Annotated in this window: 19 protein-coding genes; 11 read left to right on the top strand and 8 right to left on the bottom strand. The window is 41.7% G+C overall.

Annotated elements, in window-relative coordinates:
• Positions 1 to 2: 2 nt before the first annotated feature.
• From HYD28_16285 to HYD28_16275, 3 genes are read right to left on the bottom strand one after another with little or no spacing between them, the layout of a single operon-like run.
• Positions 3 to 1,529, bottom strand: a complete 1,527-nt coding sequence (locus tag HYD28_16285; GenBank protein QLE10389.1) for a polyamine aminopropyltransferase — start codon at positions 1,527 to 1,529, stop codon at positions 3 to 5.
• Positions 1,519 to 2,337, bottom strand: a complete 819-nt coding sequence (locus tag HYD28_16280) for a hypothetical protein (protein ID QLE10388.1) — start codon at positions 2,335 to 2,337, stop codon at positions 1,519 to 1,521. Before HYD28_16280 ends, HYD28_16285 begins: the two co-directional genes overlap by 11 nt.
• A gap of 20 nt (positions 2,338 to 2,357) precedes the next feature.
• The gene (locus HYD28_16275; protein QLE10387.1) at positions 2,358 to 3,206 is read right to left on the bottom strand and encodes a DUF350 domain-containing protein; all 849 of its coding nucleotides are present in this window, start codon (positions 3,204 to 3,206) and stop codon (positions 2,358 to 2,360) included.
• A gap of 181 nt (positions 3,207 to 3,387) precedes the next feature.
• Between HYD28_16275 and rnr the strand changes: the two genes are divergently transcribed.
• Positions 3,388 to 5,868, top strand: a complete 2,481-nt coding sequence (rnr, locus tag HYD28_16270) for a ribonuclease R (protein ID QLE10386.1) — start codon at positions 3,388 to 3,390, stop codon at positions 5,866 to 5,868.
• Positions 5,865 to 6,611 (top strand): 23S rRNA (guanosine(2251)-2'-O)-methyltransferase RlmB, encoded by a 747-nt coding sequence (rlmB, locus tag HYD28_16265; protein QLE10385.1) that lies wholly within the window; start codon positions 5,865 to 5,867, stop codon positions 6,609 to 6,611. Before rnr ends, rlmB begins: the two co-directional genes overlap by 4 nt.
• A gap of 69 nt (positions 6,612 to 6,680) precedes the next feature.
• Here the strand turns inward: rlmB and HYD28_16260 are convergent, their stop codons facing one another.
• Positions 6,681 to 7,607 (bottom strand): manganese-dependent inorganic pyrophosphatase, encoded by a 927-nt coding sequence (locus HYD28_16260; protein ID QLE10384.1) that lies wholly within the window; start codon positions 7,605 to 7,607, stop codon positions 6,681 to 6,683.
• A gap of 151 nt (positions 7,608 to 7,758) precedes the next feature.
• Here HYD28_16260 and HYD28_16255 point away from each other — a divergent pair, with 151 nt between their 5' ends.
• From HYD28_16255 to HYD28_16235, 5 genes are all read left to right on the top strand, one after another.
• Positions 7,759 to 8,250, top strand: a complete 492-nt coding sequence (locus tag HYD28_16255) for a hypothetical protein (GenBank protein ID QLE10383.1) — start codon at positions 7,759 to 7,761, stop codon at positions 8,248 to 8,250.
• Between the two features lie 11 nt (positions 8,251 to 8,261).
• A complete protein-coding gene (gene mutM / locus HYD28_16250) occupies positions 8,262 to 9,071 on the top strand; it encodes a bifunctional DNA-formamidopyrimidine glycosylase/DNA-(apurinic or apyrimidinic site) lyase (GenBank protein ID QLE10382.1) in 810 nt (269 codons plus the stop codon).
• A gap of 74 nt (positions 9,072 to 9,145) precedes the next feature.
• Positions 9,146 to 10,372: an efflux RND transporter periplasmic adaptor subunit gene (locus tag HYD28_16245; protein QLE10381.1), complete on the top strand. Its 1,227-nt coding sequence runs from the start codon at positions 9,146 to 9,148 to the stop codon at positions 10,370 to 10,372.
• A gap of 2 nt (positions 10,373 to 10,374) precedes the next feature.
• Positions 10,375 to 13,515, top strand: a complete 3,141-nt coding sequence (locus tag HYD28_16240; protein ID QLE10380.1) for an efflux RND transporter permease subunit — start codon at positions 10,375 to 10,377, stop codon at positions 13,513 to 13,515.
• The gene (locus tag HYD28_16235) at positions 13,508 to 14,905 is read left to right on the top strand and encodes an efflux transporter outer membrane subunit (protein QLE10379.1); all 1,398 of its coding nucleotides are present in this window, start codon (positions 13,508 to 13,510) and stop codon (positions 14,903 to 14,905) included. The genes HYD28_16240 and HYD28_16235 overlap by 8 nt, the downstream gene beginning before the upstream one ends.
• A 34-nt stretch (positions 14,906 to 14,939) precedes the next feature.
• Here HYD28_16235 and HYD28_16230 read toward each other — a convergent pair whose 3' ends face one another.
• From HYD28_16230 to HYD28_16215, 4 genes are read right to left on the bottom strand one after another with little or no spacing between them, the layout of a single operon-like run.
• Positions 14,940 to 15,428: a DUF3299 domain-containing protein gene (locus HYD28_16230; protein QLE10378.1), complete on the bottom strand. Its 489-nt coding sequence runs from the start codon at positions 15,426 to 15,428 to the stop codon at positions 14,940 to 14,942.
• Positions 15,429 to 15,436: 8 nt separating this feature from the next.
• Positions 15,437 to 16,723: an ABC transporter permease gene (locus HYD28_16225; protein QLE10377.1), complete on the bottom strand. Its 1,287-nt coding sequence runs from the start codon at positions 16,721 to 16,723 to the stop codon at positions 15,437 to 15,439.
• Positions 16,710 to 17,408, bottom strand: coding sequence for an ABC transporter ATP-binding protein (locus tag HYD28_16220; protein ID QLE10376.1), 699 nt, complete (start codon positions 17,406 to 17,408; stop codon positions 16,710 to 16,712). Before HYD28_16220 ends, HYD28_16225 begins: the two co-directional genes overlap by 14 nt.
• A 16-nt stretch (positions 17,409 to 17,424) precedes the next feature.
• On the bottom strand, positions 17,425 to 18,498 hold the full coding sequence (locus HYD28_16215; GenBank protein ID QLE10375.1) for a CDP-glycerol glycerophosphotransferase family protein: 1,074 nt from the start codon (positions 18,496 to 18,498) through the stop codon (positions 17,425 to 17,427).
• Positions 18,499 to 18,715: 217 nt separating this feature from the next.
• Here HYD28_16215 and HYD28_16210 point away from each other — a divergent pair, with 217 nt between their 5' ends.
• The 4 genes from HYD28_16210 to HYD28_16195 all read left to right on the top strand — a co-directional run bounded on the left by HYD28_16210 (position 18,716) and on the right by HYD28_16195 (position 23,764).
• Positions 18,716 to 19,822 (top strand): phosphoribosylaminoimidazolesuccinocarboxamide synthase, encoded by a 1,107-nt coding sequence (locus HYD28_16210; protein QLE10374.1) that lies wholly within the window; start codon positions 18,716 to 18,718, stop codon positions 19,820 to 19,822.
• A 214-nt stretch (positions 19,823 to 20,036) separates the two neighbouring features.
• Positions 20,037 to 20,639: a methylamine utilization protein gene (locus HYD28_16205; GenBank protein ID QLE10585.1), complete on the top strand. Its 603-nt coding sequence runs from the start codon at positions 20,037 to 20,039 to the stop codon at positions 20,637 to 20,639.
• On the top strand, positions 20,629 to 22,944 hold the full coding sequence (locus tag HYD28_16200; protein ID QLE10373.1) for an EAL domain-containing protein: 2,316 nt from the start codon (positions 20,629 to 20,631) through the stop codon (positions 22,942 to 22,944). The genes HYD28_16205 and HYD28_16200 overlap by 11 nt, the downstream gene beginning before the upstream one ends.
• Positions 22,931 to 23,764, top strand: coding sequence for a DUF3034 family protein (locus tag HYD28_16195; protein ID QLE10372.1), 834 nt, complete (start codon positions 22,931 to 22,933; stop codon positions 23,762 to 23,764). Before HYD28_16200 ends, HYD28_16195 begins: the two co-directional genes overlap by 14 nt.
• Position 23,765 lies beyond the last annotated feature (1 nt).

Below are 23,765 nucleotides of genomic sequence, written 5' to 3'. Positions count from 1 at the left end.
GTTTAGTTCCAATATTTCCAACCTTGTAAGTAATAGTGCAGCACATTTGGCTCATCAAGTGTCGATACTTTTTCATTGCTAGCGCTAATGTCTGGAGTAAAAATAAACAGTTGTGCGTCATTTTCAGGGCGGTAATAGCGGGTGTTAACAGGCAATACTTGGTGGTTGCTACACATTAAGTTGCAAGCCATAACAAAGCCCCATTCACCAAAAGAAGGCACATTCAAGTGATAAGGCAAGGTATGAGCAAAGCCTGCAGCACTGAGCGTGTTATTGATAGACCAAAATGCCTGTTTCGCAAAAAATGGACTGGTAGCTTGGGTTACCACAATACCGTTATTTAGCATTCGTGTTTTTACCAGTTGATAAAACTGCTGGCTATAAAGCCGTGCTAAATTGATTGCTTTTGGATCCGGTAAATCAATAAAAATAATATCGAACAGCTGTTCGCTTTGCTCAATAAAGACATAGGCATCTTGATGAATAACAGTCACTTTAGGGTCACTGAGTGAGTGCTTGTTAAGTGTTGTGAGGTTGTGATTAGTTTGCGCAAGCCTAGCGACTGCTGGGTCTAAATCGACGAGGGTAATAGACTCTACTTGCGGGTATTTCAAAAGTTCTCTCGCTGCTAAGCCATCGCCACCGCCTAAAATGAGAATACGCTTTGCATTGCCATGACGCACCATAGCTGGATGAATAAGCGCTTCGTGATAGCGATACTCATCAATCGATGAAAACTGTAAGCCACCGTTTAAATAAAGCCGAATATCATCTTTATGACGAGTCAGTACAATTTGTTGGTAGGGCGTTTGTTCTGAGTGTACAACACGGTCATCGTAGATTTGGCTTTGCCAAATATGGGTGAGCTGTTTACTGGCAAATAAACAAAGCACCAATATTGAGCTAACTAAAACAAGAGTGAGCCTCAGTACTTTTCGACGGTTTGGGCTGATATGGTCGATAAAGTACCACAGCAATAATAGCGCAATACTCAGATTCATTAAGCCAAAGCTTAGGGCTGTTTTAAAAACCCCAAGCCAAGGTAAAAATAAAAAAGGAAACAGTAACGTCGCGAGCAGTGCACCAAAGTAGTCAATAGATAACACGTTGGCGAGGTTTGCTTTTAGCGTATAATGTTTTTCCATTAGGCGACTTAAAAGCGGAATTTCTAAGCCAATCAAAACCCCTATTAACGTGGTGAGTAAAATACTAATTGCTTGCAGTGGTAAGCCAAACGCATAACAGAAATACAGTAATGGCACACTCAAGCCGCCAAGTAGTGCAAGCAGTAGCTCAAAACCAATAAAATACACCAGCAATGGCTTATCAGGCACAAAACGCGAAAAATAAGAGCCAACTCCCATTGCCGCCATATAGACGCCAATTGTCAGGGAAAATTGGGTGATGCTATCACCCAAAAAGTAGGCACCGGTAGTTGCAATCAGTAGCTCATAGATAATAGAGCAAAGGCCAGCAACAAAAATACTAAACAGTAAAATGTGGCTTTCGCGAATTGATTTATTTACCACCTGGGCCGCCTCGTGAACGGAAACCTGCACTACCAATACTTTGTTCACGTAATTGTTTATCAACGCTTATTGTGAGGTGGTGATAGGAGTAAACTTGCCAATCTTGCTCTTTGTCACCTTTGCCATATGCCAAGAAAGAAAAGAAGAGCACGGGGGCTAAAAACAGTAAGACAATAGGCCAAACTGAGATACGTGATTCCATTGCTTTTATAGCTTCAGGATTTAACTTATTGATTGGCTTATAAGTGATATCAGTTCCTTCACGCTTTGCCTCTAAACGATGCAGCATTACAAACAGCGCTACACCACCAATAAAACCAGAAATCCATAACAGCGGTAGCATGAAATTGCTGTTACCTTTGATTGGGATAATACGAAATGTATAGCTGAAATGTTTGGCACGTTTATTTGGGCCGAAAGTACTGCTGACGTAGGCGCTATATTGTCCCTTTTTAGGGAAGTGAACATCGTGGTGAGTATAGTCACGGTACTCAGTCCATTTACCATCTGAATCGTGTCCGGTTTCAGCCCAAAGTTCATCAGAGTAACTAAATAAATAGTGACCATCAGGGTCAAAAATTTCGATATCAATGGCTTTCCATGAGTTTAAAGGCAGTCTGCCTTTTATTTCTAAGCGCATCATTTGGCCATCTTCTGGCACTGTAAATAGGTAGGCTTTGTCTTGTCCGTCGTAGTCTTTAAAGTTGCCATATTGGCCACTAATAAGTGGCGCTTGTAGATCTGCTCGTATCACTAAGCAAACAACAAATGTGATAGCGGCAATTATAAAAAGCTTATAGATGTTCATCCATTACTCCATAAATAAGCTTAAATAGCGATAGTGATGATAACAGCTACACAGATTGCAATGCTGCTTTCAATAACCGCAACAGCGGTGTTTTTGTCGTGCATTGCTTGGTCGAGCGAAATTTTGCTAAAGATAATTTTATCAACGAGGTAACGCACAATTGGTAAAATTAAAAAGCCAAATAATGCGTCAATAAAGAATAAGCTTAAGCTCTGTTGCCAAGTATGAAAGCCACCAATGAGCGCATGACACAAGATAATAGCTAACGCCAACATGGTGCCAGAAAAGCTAAGTGCAACGGCTTTGTTGCCTTTTTCGAGCTGTTCGTGAAGATTAAAAGCAGTGAGGTGATCATAGCCTTTGGCAAAAATGATCAGCATTAGTTGCCCTAAAAAGTAAAACACAATGGCCGATAACCAGGTGCCTTCTCCGGTTAATGCGCCACCGATAATCAGTGCCGCGGCCATATAGTTTGCCGCTTGTACTAGGCCTACAGCCTCGTTTTGTTGGTTAATTAATTGCTCTTGGTTACAGAACAAACGCAGCAGTAATTTGTCATTTAAAATACGTGAGCAAGTCAGCAGCACCATACCTAATACGCTGTACAGTGATACATTCATTAAATCACTTAGCAAACCTTGGCTAGGTCCAGCTAAAACAAAGCCATAAATAATGGTAATTGCCCCTAAGTAGCCGCCAATAGATAAACCTAAAGCACTGTTGGCATTATCGGTTAACTGGCTGGTGGTGTTATAAGGGGTCGCTAAATTATACGATAGCTTTGCAACGGCTATGATCGCAATGAATAGACCAATGTAGGCGCTGTTATAGGCCATCGTTGCGAGGTAGTGGGTTAAGTTAATATCCATATAATTATGTTAGCTTGTTGTTATTTTCCGAAAATATTAACACAGAGTGTTTGTTGCAAAGAATATCAAAGCGTCATTTTTGGCAGAATTAATCAATTTCTTAAAAGTTTCATAGCTTTTGCCTGTCTCATTGTTAGGTTATGGGTTAAAATAACAACATAACCAACTAACAAGATAGTGAATGTCAAAACAGGATCCAAATCTCAGTCGAGAACAAGAAAAGTACGAAAACCCCGTCCCTAGCCGTGAGTTTATACTTACTCACTTAGAATCTCGCGCCAAACCAGCAAACTTCACACAACTTTGTGACGAATTACATGTGAATGATACAGAGCGTCAAATAGCGTTCAAACGTCGTTTACGTGCTATGGAGCGCGATGGTCAACTGTATTTCAATAAGTTTAAATGCTACGCATTGATAGATGAATCAGGCCTAGTTAAAGGCAAGGTCATTGGTCATCGTGACGGATTCGGCTTTTTAGAAGTTGAAGGTGAGAGTAAAGATTGGTTTATCGCAAAGCACCAAATGAATATGGTGTTGCACGGTGACATTGTGCTTGCTAAAGGCAATCGCAAAGGCTCAAGTGGTAAATGCGATGCACGTATCATTAAGGTACTGACCAATGAACGTGCCCCGATTGTTGGTCGCTATTTTGTTGAGCATGGTATTGCTGTTGTCGTGGCAGAAGACCCACGTATAACGCAAGATATTATGATACTACCGGGTAGTGAAAATGGCGCGCGCCACAACCAAATGGTGCAGGTGCAAATTACCCAAAACCCAAGCCGACATATGAATGCGGTAGGCAAAGTCACTGAGGTACTGGGTGAGCACTTAGCACCGGGTATGGAAATTGAAGTTGCACTACGCAATCACGATATTCCCCACGTTTGGCCAGAAGCGGTTGAAAAGCAAGTTGCTCATTTAGGTGAGTTTGTTGATGAACAAGCAAAGCAAGGTCGCGTTGATTTACGTGACTTACCGCTAGTTACAATCGACGGTGAAGATGCCCGTGACTTTGATGATGCCGTTTACTGTGAGCGCAAACCATCAGGTGGTTGGCGTTTATGGGTAGCTATTGCCGATGTGTCGCACTACGTAGGTATGAATACGCCTCTGAATAAAGAAGCGATTGAACGTGGTAACTCAGTTTATTTCCCTGAGCAAGTTATTCCGATGCTGCCAAAAGTGCTATCGAATGGCTTGTGCTCATTGAACCCAGAAGTTGACCGTTTATGTATGGTTGCTGAGATGACGGTGTCAGAAGCGGGTAAGTTGTCTGGGTATAAATTTTACGAAGCGGTGATGAATTCACACGCTCGTTTTACCTACACTAAAGTGAATGCGATTTTACAAGGCGATGAAAAGCTGCGTGAAGAGTACGCCCAAATGGTGCCACATTTAACTGACTTACAGCAAATGTACATGGCACTTAAAGCTGCTCGCCAAGACCGTGGTGCGATTGAGTTTGAAACCTTAGAAACGCGCTTTGTGTTTAATGCACATCGTAAGATCGAATCAATTGTGCCAGTGGTTCGTAATGATGCACACAAACTTATCGAAGAGTGCATGATTTTAGCAAACGTATCGGCAGCACGTTTATTAGAAAAGCATGAAGCGAGTGCGCTTTACCGTGTACATGATGAACCAGATGCTGAAAAGCTTGGCTTTTTCAGAAACTTTTTATCAGAGCTTGGCATCGAAAGTGCGATTTCTGATGAACCAACACCAAAAGAAATCACCCAAGTGTTGGCAAAACTAGGCGACCGCCCAGAAGCTGAGCTTATTCAAACCATGTTGCTACGCTCGATGAAGCAAGCGGTTTATCAGCCTGATAATATTGGCCACTTTGGTTTAGCTTTACCGGCCTATGCGCACTTTACATCACCTATTCGTCGTTACCCTGATTTGGTAGTACACCGTGCAATCAAAGCAGTGCTTAAAGCACAAGGTCAGCAAACATCCGGTGAATATGCATACACTGATGACGAAGTTGATATTTTAGGTGAGCAGTGTTCAACCACTGAACGCCGTGCAGATGATGCAACTCGCGAAGTAGCTGATTGGCTCAAATGTGAATATATGCAAGACCATGTTGGTGACGAATTTGGTGGGGTGATCTCATCGGTGACTAACTTTGGTTTATTTGTGCGCTTAGACGACTTACAAATTGACGGTATGATCCATGTAACCAATTTAGGTAATGAATACTTCCACTACGATGGTGCTAAGCATTGCTTAATTGGTGAACAAACACACAGCGTTTTTCGATTAGGCGATAAAGTAACGGTTCAGGTTTCATCTGTAAGTCTTGATGAGCGACGCATAAATTTAGTGTTAGCCGGTGAAGCGCAACAAGACCGTTATGCGCGTCGTCGTAGTGCATCGTCAAAACCAAGTGTTCGTGCACAGCTTAAAGCAGGTAAAATTCCTGGTAAAAAAGCACAATCTAGCCGCCCTGAGGCAAAATCAGGCGACAAAGAGAACGAAAAACGTGGCAAGTCTTCTCCTTCTTCTAAAGGGCGAAAAAAGCCCAATAGTAAACAAGCAGATGCTGTAAAAGCTGGCAAGAAGAAGAGTAAGAAAAAAGCCACCAAAAAGGCAAAAAGACCGGGTAAGAATGCCCGCAAACAAAGTAGCCGAGGAGCAAACAATACGTGAGTAATGAATTAATTTTTGGTTTTCACTCAGTTGAAGCAATATTAGCAAAAGAGCCTGAGCGCTTTTTAGAAATATACGCTTTAAAAGGGCGTGAAGATAAACGTTTAAACCCGGTTATTGACCAAGCACGTAAATTCGGTATTTCTGTACAATTTATGCAGCGTAAAGCGCTTGATAACAAAGCAAATGGTGAGCAGCACCAAGGCATTATCGCTAATGTAAAAGCGGCGCGTATGTATAACGAAAAAGATCTTGATGAGATCATAGCCCGTGAAGAAACGCCTTTCTTATTGGTGCTTGATGGCATTACTGATCCGCATAATTTAGGTGCATGTTTACGTAGTGCTGATGCTGCTGGCGTACACGCGATTATCGTTCCTAAAGATAAATCTGCAAAACTCAACGGCACAGCGCGTAAAGTAGCGTGCGGTGCAGCCGAAACAGTGCCATTGGTACAAGTCACTAATCTTGCGCGTACGTTACGTGAAATTAAAGACGCAGGTGTCTGGGTTGTTGGCACTGCTGGTGAAACTGATACTGAGTTATTCGATGCAAATCTAACTGGGCCAATGGCTGTTGTTATGGGGGCAGAAGGTGATGGTATGCGCCGCCTTACTCGTGAGCATTGTGATCTATTAGTTAAAATCCCAATGGCTGGTTCGGTATCTAGTTTAAATGTGTCAGTTGCGACCGGTATTTGTTTATTTGAAGTGTTACGTCAGCGTAATGCAACGCAAATCTAACTACCGCGAAAATTTTAGACACAAAAAAAGCCGATGATACATCGGCTTTTTTGTATCTAATAGTTTAGATTAGATTTTTGCGAAAGCGCCTTGTAGTGGTGGTACTACTTGCTTCTTACGGCTTAATACGCCATCTAACCAAACGCGACCATCTTCTGATTTAGCATCATAGGCAGCTTCGATTACTGATACGTCATCAGACGAAATTAGCATTTCTGAGCCTTCTTTCATGATATCAGTTAACAGTAGTAATACTGAGTGTCGACCGCCTTCTTCTTTAAGCTTTGCGATGTCAGCTTCAAGGTCTGCTTTGATTTCATCAAATACAGCAAGGTCGATAACTTCTAGCTGGCCAATACCTACTAGCTTACCGTTCATGTTGAAGTCTTTAAAATCACGCATAACTAAATCACGTGCTGGAGTGCCTTCAACAGCTGATTTAACCTTGAACATTTCCATGCCAAGCTCTTTGAAATCTTCGATGCCAGCGATTTCAGCAAGTGCTTCAACACACTTGATGTCTGCCGTTGTACATGTTGGTGATTTAAAGATCACAGTGTCGCTTAAGATAGCGCATAACATGATGCCAGCGATATCTTTTGGAATTTCTACGTTGTAGAAGTCATACATCATTTTGATGATAGTGTTTGAACAACCAACTGGGCGGATCCAACACTCAAGTGGTGTTGACGATGTTAAGTCGCCTAGTTTGTGGTGATCAACAACACCCACAACACGTGCTTCATCGATGTCATCAGGTGCTTGTGTTTTTTCTGTGTGGTCAACAATATAAACGTCTTCGCCTGCATAGCTAAGTTTTAGCTCAGGTGCTTCGAAACCGAATTTATCTAGAATAAATTGTGTTTCAGGCGATACTTCACCTAAACGCGTCGGGATCGCAGGTTCATTGATCTGGTTTTTTAAGTAAGCAAGCGCAATTGCACCGCAAATTGAATCTGAATCAGGGATCTTATGACCCACTACATACATTGACATTGACGGAACTCCTTTAAATTTGGCGGATATTTTAGCAAAGTATCGACAGATTGATACATAACAGACATGAAATTTTGTTGATCAATTACAACTGCCAATTAATGCCCTTTTTGGTTACACTTTAAGATATTGAAAACTGAGGAAGATACTGATGCGCTTGAGCCGAAAAGCATGGAATAATGTGGTGATTATTTCGATGCTATTGATGATTTTTTTCTTCAATGGCCTCCATAAAAAGCTCAATACACAGCCCGTTGAAGAAGGAGTACAAGCATTACTCCCAGAGCAAAGCTTCATTTTGGCAATGGCCTTTCCTGAATTAAAAATTGAGCGTATCGGCACCTCTTGGCGTAGCCAATCACTGCACGAAACCACATGGCAAGGCGATGAGCAGCAGCTCGAGCAACTTGTTGAGCTGTGGCAGCATCAGCAACTAACTATTGCCAGTCTTCCTGTTAGTAAAATTTCACAGACGTCGGCTGATTATGTTGCTTCAGTGTGGTTAGCCGGGGAGCAGTTGCCTGCAGTGTACCAATTGTACAATATAGATCAGCAATACTATTTATTAGATAAGCGATTACAACGGGTATTTGAGCTTGAACAAGCTGATGCAGCTAAGTTATTTCCGTTATATCCGTTTTAAGAGAGTCACAGATGCCTGAATTACCAGAAGTTGAAGTTAGCCGTTTGGGAATAACGCCGCATGTGCTTAACCAAACAGTGACCAAAGTAAATATTCATAACGCCAGTATGCGTTGGCCAGTGCCTGATGATGTATATCAATTACAAGGACTTAAACTTACTTCAGTGGAGCGCAGAGCAAAGTATTTATTACTTGGTTGTGAGCTAGGTAGTGTAATTTTGCACTTAGGTATGTCGGGTAATTTACGTGTTGTGGGTGCTGATGAACCATTAAAAAAACACGATCATATTGAATTTATTTTAGCCTCTGGTAAAGCATTAAGGCTGAACGACGCGCGTCGATTTGGCGCTTGCTTATGGCAAGCGCCAGGTGAATGCCATACTTTGCTGACCAAGCTCGGACCAGAGCCGCTAACAGATGAGTTTACTGCAAAGCGTGTTTACGAGCAGTCTAGAAATAAAAAAGTACCTATTAAACAGTTTGTTATGGATAACGCTGTGGTGGTTGGCGTGGGTAATATCTATGCCAATGAGTCGTTATTTAAGGCTGGAATTCATCCTAAACGAGAAGCTGGCAAGGTGTCTTTAAAGCGTTATCAGCAATTAGTGCCTATTATTAAAGAAACACTTGCTGCAGCTATAACGCAAGGCGGCACAACGTTAAAAGATTTTGCCCAAAGTGATGGTAAGCCAGGTTATTTTGCCCAGCAATTGCTGGTTTATGGTCGTAAGGGTGAGCCATGTGTAAATTGTAAAGAACCATTAAAAGAAATTAGATTGGGACAAAGAAGCACAGTGTATTGTTCTAATTGTCAAAAATAACAATGAACCCTTCATCTATGTAGTATTGCAACAGGTAGCAAGATAGAGACAGGCTTAAGGAATGAGAAGGTTGTATGCTATTAAACAAATACGTCATAGGATGTGTGTACTTGGCGGCACTGGTAGGTTGCTCTAAAGAACAACCTCAAGTTATCGTTGAAGAAGTGGTCACTGCTGAGGTTAAGCAGTTTGATGTGCCTCTGTATGGGAATTACGTGGCACGCACAGATGCTTCGCTTGATGTTGAAGTGCGAGCGAGGATTACTGGTTTTGTGCAAAGCGTTGAGTTTGTTGAAGGTAGCTGGGTAAACGAAGGTGATTTACTCTATACCATAGATGATAGGCCTTACCGGGCTAAGCTTAATCGCGTTAAAGCTGCACTACAAAAAGACCAAGCGGCGCTTGCTAAAGCAAAGCGAGATGTTACCCGTCTAAAACCCCTTTACGAGCAAGACGCAGCAAGCCAACTCGACTATGACAATGCAATTTCTATTCAAGAGCAAGCGCAAGCGTCATTATCAGCAACCCAAGCTGAACTTGAAGAAACTAAGCTCGATTTAGAATATACCCGTATTACGGCACCAATTAGCGGCATGGTTGGCAGCTCTGAAGCCGATCTTGGTGCTTTGGTCGGCAGTAATGGTATTTCTTTATTAACGACCATCCAGCAAATAGACCCTATTTTCGTTAATTTTAATATGTCGGCACTTGATTACTTGAATGCTAAGCGGCGCATGAATAGCATGATGGAACAATTACAGGCCGAACAAAAGGGCAAAGCGCTTGAAGGGTTTGTACGAATTTCATTACCTGATGGCAGCGAGTATCGATATTGGGGAGATGTGAGCTTTACTGATCCTAAAATCAGCCCTAAAACTGGTACTTTCAAAGTAAGAGCAAAACTGCCTAACCCAAACAGTGAATTGCTACCTGGGCAATATACAAAAGCACGCATTAAATTATCAGAGCTAACTGATGCTATTGTCGTTCCTGAGGAAGCTACACAAGTAGAACAGGGCGGTATTTATGTTATGGTCGTGCTTGATTCAGGTGAGATAGAGCGGCGCTTTATTGTCGTTGAACATTACGGTGAACAAGGAATTGTTGCCAGCGGTGGCTTGAGTGCTGGTGAGCAAGTAGTGGTTAAAGGTTTGCATCGCATTCGCCATGGCCAGCAAGTTAAAGCTATTCCTTTAGAAGAGTTTGAAAAACGCCAAATAACGCCTAACACTGACAATATTCCACTCGCTCCAGATAAACCAAACAAACAAGATGATGAAAAAAATCAGCAGGGAGCTTAACTATGTTTTCGCACTTTTTTATCAAGCGCCCAGTGTTTGCTATCGTTATTTCGTTAGTTATTTTACTGACAGGGTTGGTGTCGCTTTTTACCCTACCGATTGATCAATACCCAGATATTGCTCCGCCGTCGGTTAAAGTGTCTGCTTCATTCCCTGGCGCAACGGCAGAGACAGCATCTGAGTCGGTAGCCATTCCTCTTGAGCAAGAATTAAATGGCACACCGAATATGTTGTATATGGAGTCAAAGGCAACTAACTCTGGCAGCGTTGGAATTACACTCACCTTTGATGTTGGCACCGATCCTGATCTCGCTCTTGTTGATGTGCAAAACACAGCAAGCCAAGCTGGCAGTAATTTACCGGTTGATGTGCAAACTGAAGGGGTGAATGTCTCTAATGAAAGTTCGGTTGAGCTATTGAAACTGGCACTGACCTCTGATGACCCTCGCTATGACGAAATCTATTTGAGTAACTACGCTAGCATCAATGTTGAGGCGGCTTTAAAGCGTGTGCCGGGGGTTGGTAAAGTGCGTAACACCGGCTCGCGTTCGTATGCTATGCGGGTATGGTTAAAGCCTGATATTTTAGCGGGCTACGAGTTAACCGTGAATGATGTGACCGCAGCAATCAAAGCACAAAATAAAGAGGCCGCTGCAGGGGAGATTGGCGCTCAGCCAATGAGCGATGCAATTAAGCTTAACTTTCCGGTACGAGCGCAAGGAAGGCTTAATAAGGTTGATGAGTTTAATAACATTATGCTGCGAGTTAACAGCGACGGCTCGATGATCCGCTTGCGAGATGTTGCAAGAGTTGAGCTAGCGTCGTCTGCGTATACTTTAAATTCAAAACTTAATGAGCAGCCCGCCACTATTTTGCAGGTTTATATGTTACCAGGCTCTAATGCATTAGCGGTTACTGAGCGTGTTAAGGCTGAGATGGAACGACTGAGCGAGGCTTTTCCGAAAGGAGTGAAATGGCAGTTATTTTATGATGCATCAGAGTTTATCAAGCTGTCGATTAATGAAGTGATCAATACCCTTATTCAAGCGCTGATCTTAGTGATTTTAGTGGTGTATTTATTTTTGCAAAACTGGCGAACGACCTTGATACCTGCTTTAGCTGTGCCGGTGTCTATAATTGGTACTTTTATCGCCCTTGCTGCATTTGGTTTTACTATTAATAATGTCAGTTTATTGGCCATGGTCTTGGCGATAGGCATAGTCGTTGATGATGCTATTGTGGTGGTCGAAAGTGTTGAGCGGTTGATCAATGAGCAAAATATGGATGTTGTTGCTGCGACTAAGCAAGCGATGACAGAGCTTTCTGGGGCAATTGTTGCAACTTCCTTAGTACTTGCCGCGGTGTTTGTACCTGTGTCGTTTTTAGCAGGTATTACAGGCATCATGTATCGAGAGTTTGCGATTTCAATTACGGTTGCGGTGCTTATTTCAACCTTAGTTGCGCTAACCTTGAGCCCCGCTTTATGTGCGGTTTTCTTAAAACCTAGCCCCCCCTCAAACAATAAGATATTTGTTAAGTTTAATACCTGGCTTGAAAGTGTGGGTAAAAAATATACATGGCTTGTTAAGGTATGCTCAAAAAAAGCAAAACGTAGTTATATTGGTTTTTTTATTATGGTAGGAGGCTGCTATTTTGTGTTTAGCCAACTACCTAGCAGCTTTATGCCGCAAGAAGATCAAGGGCGCTTTTTTGTTGATATTACTTTGCCAGATGCGGCAACGGTTTCACGTACTAATGAGGTAATAAGTAAAGCAAACCAATTTGTTATGAACCATGCTGGGGTTGCTTATTCATTCACGTTAGCAGGGGAAAACCGCCGTGCTGGGAGTGCGCAATCACATGGTCAAATGGAAGTTATTTTACAGCCATGGCAAGTGCGTGCAGAACAAGGTTTTAGTGTTACAAGTGTGATGAATGATATTCGCAAACAACTGTATGCTATCCCTGATGCGGAGTTTAATGTGTTTCAACCCTCAGCAGTTGCAGGGCTTGGTTCCGGATCTGGTGTAGAGTTCGCATTACAAGAAAAAACGGGTGGCAACTTAACTAGTTTGGTTGAATCGCTAGAGGTACTGCTCGCTAACTTAAATAACCGTCCTGAAGTTGCTAAAGCAAGTAGCTCATTGCGCGGCTCAGTACCTCAGCTGTTTTTAGAGCTAGATAGAGAAAAAGCCATGGCATTAGAAGTGCCGATTGCGGATGTCTACAGTACCATGAAAGTACTCACAGGTTCTTCAACCATCAACGATTTTAACTTATTTGGCCGGGTTTATCGAGTTAAAGTCCAAGCCGAAGATGAATTCAGAGCACGCCCTGAAAACCTCAATGAATTTTATGTGCGTTCAAAGAATGGCGCTATGGTGCCATCAAATGTGCTTGCTAAACTTAATTTAACAACCGGTCCTTCTGCGATAAACCGTTTTAATATGTTTACTAGTGCGATGGTGAATGTATCGCCTGCTGAGGGTTATGCATCGGGTGATGTAATTAACGTGATCAAAGAAGAAATGGCAAAGCTACCACCTAACCTTGGTTATGAATGGACCGGTTTAACCTATCAAGAAATTCGCTCATCGGGTCAGCTTGGTATCGCGATAACTCTTGCTATCGTGTTTGTATTTTTATTTTTAGCAGCGCTCTATGAAAGTTGGAGCTTGCCGTTTGCTGTACTACTAATAAGCCCCATTGCCATGTTAGGGGCCTCTGTATTGACCTTAATGACGGGGCACGAAAATAACTTATTTTTTCAAGTTGCCTTTATTGCTTTGATAGGCCTTGCTGCTAAGAACTCTATATTGATTGTTGAAGTAGCAAACCAGCTTTATCAAGAAGGCATGAATGCCACTGATGCCGCGATAGAAGCGGCACGTTCACGGTTTCGACCTATTTTAATGACCGCAGCCTCTTTTGTACTTGGTGTTTTGCCTTTAGTACTAGCATCTGGCCCCGGAGCAGTTGGTCGGCAGTCGGTATCTATGCCTATTTTAGGAGGTATGTTATTAGCAAGCTCTATCGGCATCGTTTTAGTGCCACTGTTTTTTATTACCGCAGCACGCTTTGTAAAAAAACAGCAAACACCACCGGCCTATAAAGCATTAGTAAAGGAGCAAGTTGATGCATAAACTGTTGCCATTGCTTTGTTTCGCTTGCATTCAAGGTTGTGCTGTAGGGCCTGATTTTGAAGTACCTGAACATAGTGAAGTTGTTAATTTTATGGGGATAACAGCTACGCCTCAGTCGGAGGCTTTAGCAGGCTGGAAGCAAATTTATAGCGACCCTCATTTGCAAAAGCTGATTAGCCAAGCGCTGATCAATAATCAAGATATGTTAATTGCACAATCGAAAATTATTGAAGCGCGTGCTCGGTATCGGATTGCTGATGCAGCCTTATGGCCTGATGTGAATGTAGGTCTCACCTCGGAGCGGGAAGAAGAGCTTAATAGCAGTCCAGAAAACACGTTTGACTTAAAAGGTTACTTAAGCTGGGAGCTAGATTTATTTGGCAGCAACCGACGCGCAAGCGAAGCCGCACTGGCAAATTATTATAGCCAAGAACAAGCTAGAACTGCGTTGCAGTTAGCCTTGATTGCTGATGTAGCGCAGCAGTTTTTTGCCCTCAAAGAAGTTGAAGAGCAATTAAAGATCAGCCTGAGTACAATTAAACTTCGCGAGAAAGAGCTTGAAATTGCGCGTATTCGCAAGAAGGGCGGCATTATTTCTGGGCTAGAGCAGCGCCAAGCTGAAGTTGAACTTGAATCAGCGAAGGTTAAAATCCCACCTTTGCAGCATAATGAAAGGCGCATTACTAATCAGTTGAAGTTTTTAATTGGTGATGCCAATGCCGATGTGCAAGGTGGCAATGAGTTATCTGTGCAAACCCTTCCTAAGCAACTACCAACAGGGTTACCTAGCGAGCTTCTAAAACGCAGGCCAGATGTGCAGCAAGCAATGTATCAATGGCAAGCGGCAATGGCTGAGATTGGTGTCGCAAAAGCAGCGTTATTTCCAAAACTTAATTTGTATGCTGAACTTGGCAGTGAAAGTACTGATTTTAGTGATTTGCTCGCCAGTAATTCGCAGGTTTGGCTGTTAGGTTCAGAGTTGTTAATGCCAATATTCAATATGGGACGCAATCAGGCAAATTTAACGGTAGCGGAACAGCGGGCATACCAGGCCAGTATTAAATATCAAAAAACAGTGCTGGTGGCACTGCAAGAAGTGAGCAATCAGCTATCTAATTATCAGTCGGCAGAGCAAAGCTATGATGCGCAACGGAGTTTGGTGCTCAGTAGTCAAGATTACTATCGATTAGCACGTCTTAGGTATAGCAATGGTGTTGCCAGTTCCCTTGATTTAATGGATGCGCAGCGTCAGTTATTTTCGGCAGAAATCGCCTTATCACAAGCCAAAAATGATCGCTTACAAAGCTTAGCAACCCTCTATAAAGCTCTTGGTGGCGGATGGTATGAATTGAGCGAACAGGAATTAGAAAAAGAAAAGGTGGTTGATTAATTTAAAGAGCATGCTAAAGCATGCTCTTTAAAGTTTATAACTCAAATGGTGCTACACCCACCGCTTTCATCTTGTAGCCAACTTGAGCAATGTCACCAGACCAAGTTTCTGTGCTGATAACACCTGTCACTACAATCGCATCGTATAGGCTCTCGATTGGTACACCGCCTTTGATGGTGACATGCACAATTTGATTTGGCGGTGGCGGCGGTACATGAATACATGCGCCGAAATAAGGTACGAGTAAAAATTCAGTGATCACTTCGCTGTCACCTTCAAGTGGTACAACAAAGCCTGGTAAACTCACTGATTTACCATCAAGTTCTTTAACTACTGGCGCATCAAGGTCAGGTTGAACCCAGTTTTGCTCGCTACCTTCATGGTTTGCTTGTGCTTGAGTGTCGATTTGTACATGACCTTTTGGAATTAAATCTTCCCAGAAGATTTCTTTTGGAGCGCCAGCATTAGCAGCTACACACACGAATAATGCGACTAAAGCGACGAATTTTCGAAAAAACGGCATAACATTCCTTAAATTTTAATACTCATGCCATCAGCAAGAGAGTAGAAATACGCGCGGGTTGCAGGAATTAACCCAACAATAAAGCCTGCGACCATTATCGCAGCTAATAACATGAGTTCATAGGATGACAATAAAGCTATATTTAGGCTTATTCCGGCATGACTTTGCAAGTAATCTGCGCCGAGCAACATTAAGGCATAGAACAAAGCGGTGCCAACAACACAGCCGAGCCCTGTTATGAGTAAAGACTCGACACTGATCAAAGTGAAAATATGCCATGGTCTGGCCCCTACAGAGCGCAAAATAGCAAGCTCCCTGCGGCGTTGATTAAGGCTAGAAAGGAGACTCGTTAACATGCCAAGTAAACTGATCAGTACCACCACAATAGAAAATAACAGCAAGATTTTTTCCACGATAGAAAGCATTTCCCATAGTTCACGCAGGGTAACACCTGGCATGATGGCAAGCAGTGCTTCATCTTTGTATTGGTTGATATTACGACGCACTTGTAAGGTATAAAGCGGTGAATCAAAGCCAAGTAAAAAAGCGGTTATTTGTTTTGGTGTACCAACGAGATCAACATCATCATGATGGTCGTGGTCGTGGTCGTGGTCGTGGTCGTCTGTAGCAGTTAGGGCTGGTTCATGCTGATGCGAATGGCTGCCATGAATTACGTCAATTGCAGCTAGCGGAATATGCAATGTTTTATCAACAGGTGTACCTGTTGGCTTTAAAATACCGACCACTTTAAATGGATTATCGTCATGATTATGAAAGCTGGTATTGCCCATACCATGAGCAATCACCACTTCATCGCCTAGCTGATAACCTAAGGTATTGGCAACCTCTGCACCTAATACCACTTCAAACAAATGATTAAATGCATGACCTTGTGAAAAGCTTAGCTGCTGCTTTTTAGCAAAGCGATAGTGCTCAAAATAGTCTTTACTTGTTCCAAGTACAGCAAGACCTTTATGGCTGTCGCCTAGCGACATAGGAATAGCCCATTTAACACCACGTTGTTCAGTGATGTATTGGTAACTTTTCCAGCTCACGCCATTGTTAGCATGACCAATACGAAACACCGAAGATAGCAACAGTTGAATGTCACCGGTACGAGCACCGACAATTAAATCAGTGCCCGAAATTGTATTACTGAAGCTACTTTTAGCATCAACTCGAACGCGCTCAATCGACATTAGTAACATTACGCTAATAGCTATTGTAAATAATGTGAGTAGGGCGCTGGCCTTACGGTTTAATAAACTTTTTACGGCGAGTTTAACGAGTAGCATGTGTACCTCCTTGTAAATCGACAAGGCTGATACTACGGCTAAATAGTGTTTGTAGAGTTTCATCATGGCTAACAAACACCAGCGTGCTGTTAGCCGCACTTGCTTGCTCAAATAACAACTTTACAAAAGCTTGGCGATTTTGCGTGTCGAGTGCTGAAGTTGGTTCATCTGCAATGATAATTTCAGGGCTGCCAATAAAGGCTCGTGCTGCGGCAACTCTTTGCTGCTGACCAATACTAAGCTCAGCAACAGCTTGATGTTGCAGGGTATCGTTTAGTCCTAGAGCGCTGAGTAAGCGGCTTGCCTCTGCTGTTATTGTTGTACTATTTTCTAATGCTTTTTTTTGCCTTTGCTTTGAAAACTGGCACCCCAAGGTCACATTTTCAATAGGCGATAAATAAGGGAGTAAATTAAAGTTTTGAAAAATGTAGCCTATATGATCGGCACGAAAACGATCTCGTTTACTATTATTAAATTGGTTTATCGCTTTACCGAGGAGTTCAATACTCCCTTGTGTTGGCACTGTAACACCAGCGAGCAGTGATAATAACGTTGATTTACCACAACCACTCGGGCCGTGAAGAAAAACATGTTCGCCTTGATCAATATGTAATTCAGTAATATTGATCGTTGGCTCAGGTTGTTTTGTGTGCCACTTGAATAGCACGTTTGCAAGCGTGATCATAACGACCTATCAATTGTTACCATCGCCAGTAATTTAAATTTCTACGCATTTTAAAGTTACGAATAAAATTACGTGGTTTTGGCTTAAGTGCTGGATTGCTCAATAGTAATTCATTGCTTGCAGCAAGTACACGTTGACTCGATAAGCCGTCCTGATACGGGTGTAACTGTTGGCAAAAGTGTTCAATTTTAGCCATTAATTCAGGTGGTCGTGTGAAAGCATAATCAATTGCCTCAGTTAGCTTATCGGCATCAGTGATATCTATAAGGTGTTCTCCAGGTGCTTGGTTACAAAAAGTCACGACAGGTTTTCTTTGTAAGATAAACATAAGCAATATAGAGGAAGTATCACACAGCATGACATCCGCCGCTTGCAACAGCGGTAATACATTATCTGTCTCTACAAAGGTTAGATTTTCGTTTTGTAGAGCCTTGTATTTATCAACAAGCTCGCTTGGCATTTTTGGGTGGAATTGCATTAAAATTCGCCACTTACCTTGCTCACTGTATGCTTTAATTTGTTCGTATAATTTAGGTGCTAGAGAGAGATTTCGAGAAAAAGTTGAACAAATTAAAAGAGTTTGTCTTTTATCGCCTTCATCTACGTATGGATTGTTGTCTATTTTTGAAAATAATGGATCTAGAGTAGGCCAACCTGTTTCTTTAGTTAAAAAGAAACCATGCTTTTCAGCTAGTTCCTCAAATCTAGAAGTTGTATTAGGGCCTTGTGTACAATATAGGTCAAAGCAGCCTCTAATATTAAAATGATCTTCGTACCCTTTTCTATTTAGTTTTCCAGAGTTAAATCCATGAAAGACAGCTACTTTTTTTCCGGGTATAAAGTTAGGGATGACATTTCCTGGGATGTATGAAATATTCGGCTGCCACTGGATGACATCTTCTATAGTTTCTAAACTAGATTCATCTGGATGCAAGAAATGCTTATTTACTTCATCACCCTCTAAAAACCACTTAACCTCACCGCCACGCGCTAAAATCTCCCGTTGTAATGGGCGCAAAATCGCGTACGAATAGTTTTGCGAAATATACATTAAGTATTTTTTTTCTTTTGTAGCTGCTAAGTAATCCAAGAAAACCTCCTATTGCGAGGCAATATTATAACGAAATATTGTTTATGACAGCAAAATTGCAGAATAATTAAGTTTTTATTGTATTTGGTGCGGTCAATTGTAAGTAGATAATCGGGCAATGATTGAGCTTTCAAGGCGTCTAGATTATTATAGGCGGCCATAACCCCAATCCCATACATGTGCTCACAAGAGCATGCCAAATACTTTCGGAGATAGCATGACTAGCTATAAAGTTTTAGACGTAAACGATGATTTACCGATCCGTACTAAAGGTGCAGTACACAGCGGTAAAGTGCGTTCAGTTTATTGGTTAACTGATGAAGACAGCGCTCGTTTAATTAATGAAAAAGGTTATCAAGTTCCAAAAGGAACTGAGCTAGCTATTATGGTTATTTCTGACCGTATTTCTGCGTTTGATTGTATTTGGCAAGGTGAAAACGGTTTAAATGGTGTGCCAGGTAAAGGCATTGCATTAAACTCAGTGGCATCTCATTGGTTTAAGTTATTTGATAAAGCAGGTCTTGCTGGTAATCATATCGTTGATATTCCTCATCCTTATGTATGGATTGTACGTAAAGCAAGCACTGTAAAAGTAGAAGCTATTGCGCGCCAATATATTACTGGCAGCATGTGGCGTGATTATGCAAAAGGCACCCGTAATTTCTGCGGTATTGATTTACCAGAGGGCTTAGCTGCGAATCAAAAGCTAGATGAAGTGTTAATCACGCCATCAACAAAAGGCATTATCACAGGTGTTGCTGACATTCCTGAAGTAGATGATGTGAACATTACCCGTGAAAACATCACGAATAACTTAGCTGTTTTTAACTTTAAGTCTGAAGATGATGTTGCTAAATATGAGCAATTACTTGTTGAAGGCTTCAAGCTGATTAGTGATGAACTTGCACAGCTAGACCAAATCTTTGTCGATACTAAATTTGAATTTGGTTATGTTGAAGACATTGATGGTTCAGATAAGCTTATCTACATTGATGAAGTGGGCACGCCTGATTCATCACGTATTTGGGATGGCCCAGCTTACCGTGACGGTAAAATCATTGAAAACTCAAAAGAGGGTTTCCGCCAGTTATTAATTAATAACGTGCCAGACAGCGATGTGTTATTAAATAAAGACCGTATGGGCGAGCGTGAGCAGCTTGCTAAAGACTACACCTTGCCAGAATCAGTGATGCTTGAAGTGTCTGATACCTACGTTGGTATTGCGAGTAAAATTATTGGGCAAAAAATCACTATTCCAAGCGATCCACGAAGTGAAGTCATCGCTATATTAGATAACGATTACGGCTTAATTAAGCACGATTAATTGCTGTTTTTTAACTTAGTTATGCTCTAAGTCAATATTATTAAAGCCAAGTTGGTTTTCTAGTAAAACTGCTTGGCTTTTTTCTTGCTTTTCATACCTTCTCTCATTAACTTAAGCTAAGATTAATCTATACTTATTAGCAAACTAAGCTAAGCAAGGTTCAATTATGACGTTTTTTGCGCACTGTGCTCGCACGGTATGTTCTTTTGTATTTATGTGCTGCGCTGCGAATGTATTTGCAGCGGATATTTCATTTACCGTTCGAGATCAATTTGGTGAGCCTTTAGCCGATGCTGTAATTGAATTACAAGGTAATAAAAATTTAGTGCACACGCAGTTGCCTGTCGCAGTGATGGATCAGGTTAATAAGCAGTTTTCACCTAATGTATTGGTAATACAGCAAGGTCAGTCTGTTGATTTTCCTAATAGTGATAATATTCGCCATCATGTTTATTCTTTTTCCAGCGCTAAACCTTTCAATATTAAGCTATATGCTGACCGTCCAGAAAAACCAGAGTTATTTGATAACGCCGGGGTGGTAGTCCTAGGCTGTAATATTCACGATTCTATGGTGGGTTATATCTATGTAGCAAATGGCGCTAATACACTAAAAACAGCACAAGATGGCAAAGTACAATTAAAAGATATTACAGTTCCAACGAATATAACGATTTGGCACCCAAATCAAGCAAGTGAAATTAATAAAAAATTATCAGTCACTGTAACTGAACAAGCTGCTGATATTACAATTGAAACAAATGCACCTGCACCGCGTAATACGTTTGGTGAGATGTTTAAGGCAGATAATGATTCATAGTTTAAGAGGGCGGATCATAGCCTTATGCGTAAGCCTCGTTTTATTAACTAGTTTAGTCAGTTTAGCGAGCTCTTGGTGGTCGACTAATCGGTTTAATGATCAAAAGTTACGTGAAGATATTAATGTCGCTGAAAATGTTTTTAAGCAATATTTAAGCGCTAAAGAAAGCCTGCTATTAACGGCTGCAAAGGTACTCACAGCAGACTTTGGTTTTAAACAAGCTATTGCTACCCAAGATGCTGATACCATTAGCAGTGTATTGAATAACCATAGTCGTCGAATAAATGCTGATTTGATGTTGCTCATTGATTTATCTGGGCAATTGGTCTCTGCAAATACTGAATTTAACCATACACCTGATGAGTTTTCTGCACTGATGAATGAATTGCTCATTAATGCAGAGCAATCTAATTTTATTGTTCTTGATCAAACCCTATACCAAGTTATCTTATTGCCGGTACGTGCGCCTCGTACTGTTGCCTACAGTTTAGTGGGCTTTGAAATTAATGACCTTGTTGCTGCAGAGCTAAAAAACCTTACCACAATGGATGTGAGTTTTATTGGTGAAGATGATGGTGTTGTAGAGACCTCACTAACCAAGCAACCTCAAACTAATTCAGTATTAGCGCATTTTAATAACGAGACAACGCAACGTATTTTTGGTGAAAAGCCGGTTTATAGAAATCGACTGGTTGAACTGCCATCCTTGCCCGGGCACATAGTCTCAGTGCTGTTAAGTGCTGATTTAACCCAGAGTTATCGTGAGTTTGAACAGCTATTTTTCACCATTATTGTGCTTGCTGCGATTACGGTTGTGATAGGCGTATTGACCAGTGGTATCTTGGCTAAAAACCTCACGACACCGCTTTCAAAGCTAACCTTACTTGCTCAGCAATTTGCTCGTGGCAATTATAAAGCTGAATTTGTAGGTAAAAAGCAAAGCAGCGAAATCACCACGTTAGTCGATGCCTTTAACAACATGGGTAACGACATCAAAGAACGTGAACAGCAAATAAGTTTTCAAGCTAGCCATGATTCATTAACTGGCTTTTATACCCGTTCTGCGATGTTAGAAAACATGGAGAACTTGTTTGCTGAAGGCGCTGAATACACACTCGTTGCCATAGATATAAGAGGTCTTCGTCATATCAATGATAAATTAGGCCCGCGTATTGGTGATGATTGTTTAAAAGCAGTTGCTGAGCGTATTGGTGAATACTCGGCACATCATAATGGTGTGAATGCTCGGATTGGCGGCGATGAATTTTTAACCTTACTTCCAGCAGATGAAACTAAGCAGTTTAAAGATGCAGTAATGAAGCTTGTTGCTCAGTTACAGGCTGGCTACTTAATTCAAGGCTTAAATATTACTTTACGCTTTAGTGTTGGGGTGGTGCATTGCCTTTCACAAAATGTCAGCCCTGAGGACTTAATGCGTCGCTCGTTAATTGCTGTTGATACCGCATCTTGCGAGCATAAAACTATTCATTATTATCAAGAAGGTGAAGACGAAGAGCACCTTGAGCGCCTTGCAATAATCGATGAACTTAAACAAGCCCTCGTTGATGATGATGGCCAGCTTTTCATGACCTATCAACCAAAACTAAATATTAAAACCAATTGCATTGATAAAGTTGAGTCATTAATTCGTTGGCAGCGTAAAGATGGTCAGTGGGTTTCGCCTGAGCTGTTTATTGATTTAGCAGAACAATCGGGGGTGATTGTTGAGCTTACTTCTTGGGTTGTGAAAACCGTAGTGTCTCAAGTTGCTGCATGGCAACAGCAAGGTGTTACCATGCAGGCTGCAATTAATGTCTCTGCACAAGATATTGCATACCCTAGCTTTTACTCTCACCTTGCTAAACAACTTGAGAAACATGATGTTAATGGGCGTTTAATTACGATTGAGCTCACAGAGCGAGATATGATAGAGAACGAAGATCAAGGCATTAAGGCACTCGAAAACCTCAAAACCTTGGGTGTTAAAATCTCGTTGGATGACTATGGTGTAGGGCAAACATCTCTCGGGCGCTTAAAGTCATTACCGATTGATGAGCTAAAGCTTGATAAGTGTTTTATTTTGCAATTAGATCAGTCACGACAAGATCAATACATAGTGCAATCTACAGTTACTCTAGGTCACCAGCTGGGTTTTTCGGTTGTAGCGGAAGGCGTTGAGAACAAAGAGTCACTGGATATTTTAGTGCAAAATAAATGCGATTATGCACAAGGCTATTACTTAAGTAGACCACTAAAATCAGAGCAGTTTTTGCAGTGGTTAGAGGTGTACAATGAAGCGTCTTAATTGGTTGTTTGGGTTAATTTGCCTTGCTTTTGCAAGTTCAGGGCTCGCAGCATCGGGTAAATTATTAGCAACGCCTGGTGTCTCCCAGGTTGAAGGTAGTGCGGGTGGTGGTATTGTTCCTTGGGCACAGCTTGCAGGCTATGCAAGTGATGATGAAATAGCTATAAATGGCTTTTGTAGTCGCGCTGATGTGAGTGATTACAGCTTAGATGTTTGTGGCGCGCAACTAAATATTTATGATCGCGTTGAATTTAGTTACGCAGAGCAACGCTTCGAAGTTCCCGCATTAAATACCGATATCGAACAATCAATTACAGGGGCAAAAGTACGCTTATACGGCGATATCGTTTACAGTAAATGGCCGCAGTTGAGCTTGGGTGTACAACATAAATCACTGGATGACGGCAGTATCGCTAACCTATTAGGCGCAGAAGACACCAGTGGTACTGATATTTATCTTGCTGCTAGTAAATTACATTTAGGAGCGCTTGTTGGGTATAACTGGTTTTGGAATACCACTTTTCGTTATAGCGATGCTAATCAACTAGGTTTGTTAGGTTTTGGCGGCCCTGATAGCGATAAAGAGTTGTTATTTGAAGCGTCTACCGCGGTGTTTTTAACCCATCAAATAGCCGTTGGTGTTGAGTATCGGGAAAAGTCTAATAATCTTGGCTTAGGGGAGCAAGATTGGCAGGATGTGTTTGTTGCTTGGTTTCCCAATAAGTATGTTAGTGTCACCGCTGCTTGGTTAGACTTAGGAAGTATTGCTGGGGCTAAGGATCAAACAGGTTGGTATCTTTCTGTTACAGGGTATTGGTAAT

This window comes from Pseudoalteromonas shioyasakiensis, assembly GCA_013391845.1.
In the GTDB taxonomy this organism is placed as follows: Bacteria; Pseudomonadota; Gammaproteobacteria; order Enterobacterales; family Alteromonadaceae; genus Pseudoalteromonas; species Pseudoalteromonas apostichopi.
Note: the sequence above shows the minus strand (reverse complement) of the source record. Positions and strands in the feature narration are given on the sequence as shown.